Below are 9,572 nucleotides of genomic sequence, written 5' to 3' on the forward strand. Positions count from 1 at the left end.
GCATGAGCGACAGTTGCCAGCGGTATCCGGCCCTCGCCGTGCAACGCGGGATGGTGCTGCAGACGCTCCGGCAGCCTGCCGGCGGGGTGGACGTCCAGCAGGTCACGATCAGGTGGGACGGCCCGCCGGACCGGGACGCGTTCGGCGCCGCCTGGCAGGCCGCGACCCGGCGGCACGCGGTGCTGCGTACGGCCTTCGAGATCGACGGCGACCACGGCGTGGCCCAGGTCGTCCGGTCCACCGTGGCGCCGGACCTGCGGTGGCGGGAGACGACGCTCGACGATTTCCTCGCCACCGACCGGTACGAGCCCTTCGACGTGGGCCGGGCGCCCCTGCTCCGGGTCACCGCGCTGAGCGACCAGCAGGTCGTCGTCACCTTCCACCACGCGATCCTCGACGGCCGCTCCACCCGGATGCTGCTCGACGAGGTCCTCGCCGACTACGCCGCGCGCCGGGCCGGCCGGGTGCCGGACCCGCCGCCCCCGCCGCCGTTCGCGGACTTCGTGCACTGGTGGGGCACGCGCGACCCGAGCACCGGCGACGCGTTCTGGAAGGGCTACCTCGCGGGCGCCCCGATGCCGCGGGCGCTCCCGGGCCGCCTCGACGCGGATCCCGGCGCGCGGGGCGTGCCCGCCTCGCACGAGGTCGTCGTCACCCGGACGGACTCCGACCGGCTCCGCGCCGCCGCAGCCGGAGTGGGCGTCGGCGTCAGCGCCGTGGTCCACGTGGCCTGGGCGCTGCTGCGCGGCGGCTACGGCGGGGTCGACGACGTCACCTTCGCGGTCACGAGATCCTGCCGGTACGACAGCGTCCCGGACGCCGACCGGATCGTCGGACTGCTGCTCAACACGGTGCCGCTGCGGATCCGGCTCGATCCGGAGTGGACGGTGCGGCGGCTCCTCGCCGACGTGGCGGTCCGGATCCGGCGGATCCGCGAGCACCAGCTCACGCCGCTGCACACCATCCTCGACCAGGCGGGACTGGCGCCCGACACGCCGCTGCTGGACAGCCTGGTCGTGTTCGAGCGCCAGCGGCTGTCCACCGCCCTGGCCGAGGGCGGCCCGGAGGCGGCCCGGCGCTCGGCCCGCGTACACCGGATGCCCGGCTATCCGCTGACGGTGCACGCCTTCGACGAGCCGGAGCTGCGCCTGGGCGTGACGTGGGACGGCACCAGGCTGCTGGACGCCTCGGCGCGGCGGATCCTCGCGCAGTTGCACCGCACCGTGCTGGAGTTGGCGCAGCGGCCGGACGCCCGCCTGGCCGACCTGGATCTCGGCGCCGCCGAGGAGGCGCCGCTGCGCGCCGCCTGGAACGCCACCCGGCGGCCCTACCCCCGCGACGCCTCCGTCCCCGAGGTCTTCGCGGCCCGCGTGGCCGACGACCCGGCCGCCACCGCGCTGGTGGTCGGCGACCGCACCGCCTCCTACGCGGAGCTGGACCGGGCGGCGGACCGGCTGGCCTGGACGCTGCGCCGGCACGGGGTCGCCGGCGAGACCCCCGTCGCCGTGCTGCTCCCCCGGGGCGAACCGCTGATCCGGGCCCTGCTGGGCGTGCTCAAGGCCGGCGGCGCCTACCTTCCCGTGGACGCGTCCGCCCCACCCGCCCGGATCGCGGATCTCCTCGCGGCCAGCGGCACCCGCCTGCTGCTGACCACCGCCGCGACCGCCGCCGACCTGCCGGACCTGGGCCCGGTCCGGGTGCTGGACGTCGACGCGCCCGCCGGGAAGCCGGCGCCGGCCGGCCCGCCGCCGGGGCGGATCCACCCGTCGCAACTTGCCGCCGTCCTGCACACCTCCGGCTCGACCGGCGCGCCCAAGCGGGTCGGGATCACCCACCGGGGCGTGGTGCGGCTGGTGACCGACCCGGACTTCGCCACCCTCGGCCCCGGCGAGCGGGTGCTCCAGTTCGCCCCGACCGCGTTCGACGCGTCCACCTGGGAGATATGGGGCGCGCTGCTCACCGGCGCCACGGCGGTGGTCGCGCCCCCGGACCCGATGGACCTCACCCGGCTGACCGCGCTGATCCGCGACGGCGGGGTCACCGTCGCCTTCCTCACCGCCGGGCTCTTCCGGCAGCTCGCCGAGGAGGACGTCACGTCCCTCGCGGAGGTCCGGCAGCTGCTCACCGGCGGCGACGTGGCCGACCCGGGCGCGGTCCGCGCCGCGCTCGCCGCGCGCGGCGGGCTTCCGCTGGTCAACGCGTACGGGCCGACGGAGAACACGACGATGACCAGTTGCCACCTGATGAGCGGCGCCGGGCCGGTCGGCGACCCGGTGCCGGTCGGCCGTCCCGTGCCGCAGACCACCGTCCACGTGCTCGACGGCAGCGGGCGGCCGGTGCCGGTCGGGGTCGCCGGCGAGCTTTACACCGGCGGCGACGGGCTTGCCCGCGGCTACCTCGGCGACCCGGCGGCCACCGCCCGGGCGTTCGTGCCGGACCCGCAGGCGCCCGGCGAGCGCCTCTACCGCACCGGGGACGTCGTGCGCTGGCGCGCGGACGGGGTGCTGGAGTTCCTCGGCCGCCGCGACGACCAGGTGAAGATCCGGGGATTCCGGGTCGAGCCGGGCGAGGTGGAGGCGGTGCTCCGGACCCACCCGCAGGTCGCCTCGGCGGCGGTGGGCGTACGGGGCGACGGGCCGGAGCGGCACCTGGTCGGCTACGTCACACCGGCCGGCCCGGCGGCGCCGACCCCGGCGGGCCTGCGCGAGCACGTCGCCGCCCGGCTGCCGGCCCACCTGGTGCCGGCCGCGTACGCCGTCCTCGACCGGCTGCCGCTGACCGCGTACGGGAAGGTCGACCGGGCGGCGCTGCCGGCACCCGACCCCGCCGACGAGGATCCCGACGTCGCCGGGCCCGCCTCGCCGACCGAGCACCGGCTCGCCGAACTCTGGTCCCGGCTGCTGCCCGGCGGGCGCCCGCCCGCGCGCATCGGGCGGGAGAGCAGCTTCTTCGCCCTCGGCGGCAACTCGCTGACCGCCACCCGGCTGATGTTCCGCATCCGCGAGGCGTTCGGCGTGGAGCTGGGCGTGGGTCCGTTCTACCGGGCGCCGACCCTGGCCGCGACGGCGGCGGCGATCGACGCGGCGACCGGATCGGCGCCCGGCCACCGGGGACAGGCCGGGCCGGCGCTGCGCCGCCGGGACCGGGTGCCGCACCGCAGCGGACGGGACCTGCCGGCGCACCTGGCCCGGCTGACCGACGGGTGGGCGTTGTGGCGGACCGTCTGCCTGCGGGGCGCGGGCCTCCCGGTCGACCTGCTGGCCCCGCTCGGCGACGCGGAACTCGCCGCCGCCGCCGACCGGGTGGTGGCGGCCCGGTCCGACGGGGACCCGGCCGGCGTCGCCGCCGCCGAGGCGGCGTACGCGGCGGCGTACCCGGAGGCCGTCGGCCGACTCGCGGTCGCGCTGCACGCGGTGGCGGCCCACCCCCGCTTCCGCGAGGCGGTGGCCTGGCAGAACCCGCACGCGCTGCGCACCGGCGTCGACGCGCTGCTGCGCCGGGGCCCGGACAGCCCGACCCGCAACACCAAGCACCGCCAGCACGAGGCGCTGGTCACCAGCTACCTCCAGCGCTACTGCGCCAAGAACGACACCATCGGGTTCTTCGGGCCGGTCGGCTGGGCGCGGATCGAGCCGGGCGGCGGCGTGCGGGTCGACCCCGCGGACCCACCGGCGCTACTCGCCGGGCGGACCGTCTACCTGGAGGGGTGGGCGGTCGCCGCCGTGCTGGCCCCGTACGCGCAACGGCTGCGCCCGTGGCTCGTACCCCGGCTCATGCCCTTCCTGGAGCTGGCCGGGACGACGCTGCGGGTGCCGCTCGCCCCGCCGGTGGCGCTGACCGACGCCGAGGCGGCGGTGCTGCGCGCCTGCGACGGGGTCCGCGACGCGCACGAGGTCGCCGGGGCCGTGCTGGCCGAGCCGGGTTCGGGACTGCGCTCGACGCGGGAGGTGCACGAGGTGCTGGAGACGCTGGCCGGGGCCCACCGGATCGCCTGGCAGCCGGAGGTGGCGCCGCACGACACCCGGCCGGAGCGGACCATGCGGGCCCGGCTGGCCCGGGTCACCGACGAGGCCGTGCGCGCACCCGCGCTCGCCGCCCTGGCCGAGCTTGTCGCCGCCCGGGACGCGCTCGCCTCGGCGGCCGGCGACCCGGAGCGGTTGACCGGTGCGATGGCCGGCCTGGAGGCCACCTTCACCCGGCTGGCCGGCGTCCCGGCCACCCGGCGCGCCGGCACGATGTACGCCGGGCGCACCCCCGTCTACGAGGAGTGCCTGCGGGCCGGCTCGGTCGGCGTCGGCGAGGCTAGCCTCGACGGGATCCGCGACGCGCTCGGCCTGGTGCTGGAGAGCGCACGCTGGTTCACCGCCGCCGGCGCGGCGCTCTACCGCCGCCTCTGCGCGGAGATCTACCGCCGCCGAGCCGCCGAGCTGGGCACCGACGTGGTGCCGCTGGCCGACTTCTGGCTGCTGGCCGGTGAGGCGCTGTTCCATCCGCCGCGACGGCTGACCGACCTGCTGACCGCCGCGCTGCACCGGCGCTGGGCCGACGTGCTGGCGCTGCCGCCGGACCGGCGACGGATCCGGCTCACGGCGGCGGAGCTGGCTCCGGCGGTGGCCGCCGCCTTCCCGCCGGGGCGGCCCGGCTGGCCGACCGCGCGGCAGCACAGCCCGGACCTGATGCGGGCCGGCGACGAGTGGGTCCTGGGCGAGCTGCACCCGGGCGTCAACACGCTGCGGTACGCCACCTGGGTGGCCTACCACCCGGAGGCGGACGCGCTGCGCGCCGCGCTGGCCCGCGACGTGGGCGCCGGTGCGGTCTATCCCGCCGAGACCGGTCAGGAGGGCGGCGTGCCGACCAGGCAGAGCAACGCGCTGGCCGGGCCCGACGACGTCCGGTTGGTGTTCGCGCACGACTCGTTCGGGCACGACCCGCGCCGCAGCCTGCGCGTCGGCGAGTGCGACCTGGTCGAGGTGGCCGGCGGGCTGCGGGTACGGTCGCGCGACGGGCGCTTCGACGTGGACCTGATGCACGTCCTCGGCGACGTGGTCGGCGCCGGGCTGTCCCAGCTCTTCCGCGTCCTGCCCCCGGCGGCGCACCAGCCCCGGATCACCATCGACTCCCTCGTGGTCAGCCGCGAGTCGTGGACCTTCGCCGCCGCCGACCTCGCCTTCGCCGACACCCGCGACGAGGCGCTGCGGTTCCGGCAGGCGCGGGCCTGGGCCGGCGAGCACGGCCTGCCGCGGCACGTGTTCCTGCGCTGCGCGGGCGAGCGGAAGCCGGTGCACGCCGACCTGACCGGCCTCGCCTCGGTCGACCTGGTGTCCCGGTCGGTCCGCCGGGCCCGCCGGCACGGCGGCGACGACGCCACGGTCGCCGTGGTGGAGATGCTGCCGGCGCCGGACCAGCTCTGGCTGACCGGGCCCGACGGCCGGTACACCGCCGAACTGCGGGTCGTCGCGGTCGACGGGCGGGTGCGCTGAGATGGCCGTGTTCGAGTTTCCGGCGTCGGCGGCGCAACGCCGGATGTGGCTGCTCGACCAGCTCGACCCGGGCCAGCCGACCTACCACGTCGGCTGGGCGGTGTGGCTGGACGGCCCGTTGGACACCACCGCGCTCGACGGGGCCTGGGCGGCGGCGGTCGCCCGGCACGAGATCCTGCGCACCCGGTTCCGGGCCAACGGCGGGCGGCCTATCCAGGTGATCGACGACGACGCCCCCGCGACCGCCATCGAGATCGTGGCCCTGGACGAGCTGCCCGAGGCGGACCGGGAGGCCGCGGCCCGGGCCGCGCTGCGGGAGCACGCCCGCACCCCCCTGCCGCTGGAACGTGACCCCCTGACCCGGGTCAGGCTGCTGCGGCTCGCCCCGCAGCGGCACGTCCTGGCGCTGGTGGCGCACCACGCGATCGTCGACGGCTGGTCGTTGCGGCTGCTCCTCGACGAGCTCTCCGCCGACTACGAGGCGCTGCGCGCCGGCCGCCCGCCCGGCTCCGTCGAGCCGCCCCTGCAGTACGCGGACTTCGCCCTCTGGGAGCGGGAGCACGACGACGCGGGCGGCCACGCCGAAGCGGAACGATTCTGGCCGGCCGAGCTGGCCGGTGCGCCGCCGGAGGTGCCGCTCCCGGTCGACCACCCGTACCCCGACCGGCTGTCGCCGGCCGCCGCCGAGGTCGCGGTGCCGGTCGACGGGGAGCTGGCCGGGGCGCTGCGCCGCCTGGCCGGGGCGCGGGGCAGCACCCTCTTCACCGTCCTGCTGACCGCGTACGCGGCCCTGCTGTCCCGGCTCGGCGGCGCGGACGACGTGCTCGTCGGCGTGCCCGTGGCCGGGCGCACCCGGATCGAGACCGAGCCGATGCTGGGCCTCTTCGCCAACACCGTCGCGATCCGGGCGACCCTGCACGGCGACCCGACGCTCGCCGAGCTGCTCGACCGGCTGCACGCCGCCACCGCACGCGCCCAGGCCCACCAGGACCTGCCGTTCACGCGGGTGGTCGAGCTGTGCCGGCCGCAGCGGCAGCCGACGCGGGCGCCGCTGGTGCAGGTGATGTGCACCGTCGAGGAGGCCCTGCCGACGCTGGAGCGGGGGGCGCTGCGCTGGCGGCCGGAGCTGGTGCCCACCGGCACCGGCAAGTTCGAGCTGGAGCTGGCCGCCGTCGCCGGCCCGGACGAGCTGACGGTGCGCCTGCGCTACCTGACCGACCTCTTCACTACGGACGGCGCGGGCCGGTTGGCCGACGCCCTGGGCGCGATCCTGGCCGCGCTGGCGACCGCCCCGCAGACCCGCGTCTGCGACGTGGACCTGCTCTCCCCCGCGACGGCGGACCTCGTCACCCGGGTGTGGCCGGCGGCCCGCTCCGGGTCCCTCCCGCCGCCGGAGTGCACCGCGGCGGCGCTCGTGACCGACGTCGACGCCGGCGACCGGGTGGTGATCGTGGGCGACGACGCGACCCTGACCGGCGCCGAGGTGCGCGGGTTCGCGGGCCGGATCGCCACCGGGCTGCGCGGGCTCGGCGTACGGGTCCAGGAGACCGTGGGCATCGTCCTGCCCCGGGGAGCGCGTCCGCTCCCGGCGCTGCTGGGCGTCTGGTGGGTCGGGGCGGCGTACCTGCCGCTCGATCCGACCCACCCGCCGGGGCGGCTGCGCGGGATGCTCGCCGACGCCGGGGTGCGGGTGGTCGTCACGGACAGCGGCGGCGTCCCGGCACCGCTGCTGGCCGAGCTGGCCGCGTCGGTGACCCTGCTGGACCTGGCCGGGCCGGAGCCCACCGGCGCGGAGGCGCGACCGGTGGCGCCGCCGTGTGCGGTGCCGGCGACGGCGGCGGCGTACGTGCTGTTCACCTCGGGGTCGACCGGCCGGCCGAAGGCGGTCACCGTCACCCAGGGCGCGGTGGCGCACCTGCTGCACGCGTTCCGCGAGATGGTCCCGTTGGGGCCGGCCGACCGGGTCCTCTCGGTGAGCCCGTTCGCGTTCGACATCGCCCTGCTCGACCTGCTCCTGCCGCTGCTGTGCGGTGCGCCGGTGGTGGTCGCGGGCGACGACGACGTGATCGACGGCAACCGGCTGCGGCGGCTGCTCGCCACGACCGGGGCCACGATGCTTCAGGCGACCCCCACGACGTGGCGGATGCTGGTGGCGGCCGGCGGGGTGCCGGCGGGGGTGCGGCTGCGCCTCAGCGGCGGGGAGGCGCTGCCCCGGGCCCTCGCCGACGCCCTCGCGGAGCCGGGCACGCGCCTGTGGAACCTCTACGGTCCGACCGAGACGACCGTCTACTCCACCGGGGCCGAGGTCGAGCCGGGGTCGGCGCCGCCGGACCTGGGCCCGGCCGTCACCGGCAGCCGGGTCTACGTGCTGGACCGGTGGCTGCGGCCGGTGCCGCCGGGCGTGGTCGGCGAGGTCTGCATCGGCGGCGCGGGGGTCGGCCGGGGCTACGCCGACGCGCCCGGCTGGACCGCCGAGCGGTTCGTGCCCGACCCGTTCACCCCCGGCGGCCGGCTCTACCGCAGCGGTGACCTGGGCCGCTGGCTGCCGAGCGGGCGGATCGAGCCGCTGGGCCGGGCCGACCGGCAGGTGAAGGTGCGGGGGTTCCGGGTCGAGACGGCGGAGGTCGAGGCGGTGCTGCGCGGCCACCCGCAGGTCCGCGACGCGGTCGTGACGGCCGTGTCCGACGTGGCGCACGACGGCGTACGGCTGGTCGGGTACGTGGTGACCGACCCGCCCGCGACCGACCCGCCGGCGGACCTGCCCGGGTACGCGCGCCGGTTCCTGCCCGCGCACATGGTGCCGGCGGTCCTCGTGGCGCTGCCCGAGGTGCCCCGCACCTCCCGCGGCAAGCTGGACCTGCGCGCCCTGCCACCGCCGGCCCGGGGTGCCGGCTCCGGCGAGCCGCCCGTCGCCCCGCGCAGCCCGCTGGAGCGGGAACTGGCGGGACTGGTGGCCGACCTGCTGGGCCTGCCCGGCCCGGTCGGGGTCGCCGACAACTTCTTCGTCCTGGGCGGGCACTCCGTGAAGGCCACCCAGCTGATGGCCCGGGTCTGGACGACGTACGGGGTCGACCTGCCGGTCCGGACGCTCTTCGACGATCCCACCGTGGCCGGGCTGGCCGCCGCGGTCACCGCCGCCGGGGCGGGAACCCGCGCGACACCCGCCGGCGCCGCACCGGCGGGGGCCGGCGCGCCGGCCGGTCCCGACGGCGCGGGTTACCTCGACACGCTGACCGACGACGACGTCGACGACCTCCTCGCCGGCATGGACGGGCCGTCGAGGTGGGACGGATGAGCGGCCCGCCGGAGCCACCGGCCTGGCTGGCGGCGGTGCTCGCCGCGCTCGCCGAGGGCCACGACCCGGCCACCCCGCCGGACTGGCGGCGGCGGGTCGACGGGGAACTCGACCGGCTCGCCGGCCGGGTGCCGTTCCCGGTGGTGCACGACTGGCAGGCGCGCGTGCTCGCCTCGACGCCCGGCGGCGACGCCGGCCGGCTGGTGGGTGACCTGCACCGACGGGCGCTGGCCGGCGACCGGGTCGGGGCCGACGAGTGGCGCGACGCGCTCCGGCCCGCCCTGCGCGAGCTGTACCGGGCCGCCTACCCGTACGCCGAGGCCCGGGCGGTCGCGTACGCCAACGCCGAGGTCTATGCGAGCGCCAACGGCTACGGCCCCGACGAGGTCGTCGAGTTCGCCGCGCACTACGCCGACCTCAGCACCGGGGCCAACGCCGAGGCGTTCGCCGACGCCAACGCCATCGCGAACGCCGACGCGCTGGCGGACGCCCTGGCGATGGCCGACGCGGCGGCGTACGCCGAGACGTACCCGGCCGCCCTGGCACGCGCGTACGCCCTGGCGGCGGCCAACCGGGCCGGCGCGGCGGGTGCCCCGCACGTGCTGGCGGCGGCGTACGGCCGGCTCGCCGACGCGCTGGCCGAAAGTCTGAGCCGCGTGTCGGATTGAGGTCCCCGGACCGGCCCGTCGGTCCCTGGTCCCAGCCTGTCGAGTCGTCTACTGTGGATCCACTTCGGCCGATGTCAGGTGGCGCAGTCAGGTGGCGCGACGGGCCGTCGGGCGATCGAGGGGGCGCAC

The 9,572-nt window shown here is 77.7% G+C and carries 3 protein-coding genes; all 3 read left to right on the plus strand.

Annotated features, from left to right (window positions below):
* The first annotated feature begins 2 nt into the window (after positions 1-2).
* The 3 genes from ACN27A_RS07510 to ACN27A_RS07520 are packed head-to-tail and all read left to right on the plus strand — an operon-like array spanning position 3 to position 9,443.
* Complete coding sequence (locus ACN27A_RS07510; protein WP_421450690.1) at positions 3-5,480, plus strand: non-ribosomal peptide synthetase; 5,478 nt, start codon at positions 3-5, stop codon at positions 5,478-5,480.
* Position 5,481: 1 nt separating this feature from the next.
* The gene (locus ACN27A_RS07515) at positions 5,482-8,775 is read left to right on the plus strand and encodes a non-ribosomal peptide synthetase (RefSeq protein WP_421450693.1); all 3,294 of its coding nucleotides are present in this window, start codon (positions 5,482-5,484) and stop codon (positions 8,773-8,775) included.
* Positions 8,772-9,443 (plus strand): hypothetical protein, encoded by a 672-nt coding sequence (locus ACN27A_RS07520; protein ID WP_421450695.1) that lies wholly within the window; start codon positions 8,772-8,774, stop codon positions 9,441-9,443. Before ACN27A_RS07515 ends, ACN27A_RS07520 begins: the two co-directional genes overlap by 4 nt.
* Positions 9,444-9,572 lie beyond the last annotated feature (129 nt).

This window comes from Micromonospora sp. WMMD737 (assembly GCF_049179055.1).
Classification (GTDB): domain Bacteria; phylum Actinomycetota; class Actinomycetes; order Mycobacteriales; family Micromonosporaceae; genus Micromonospora; species Micromonospora reichwaldensis.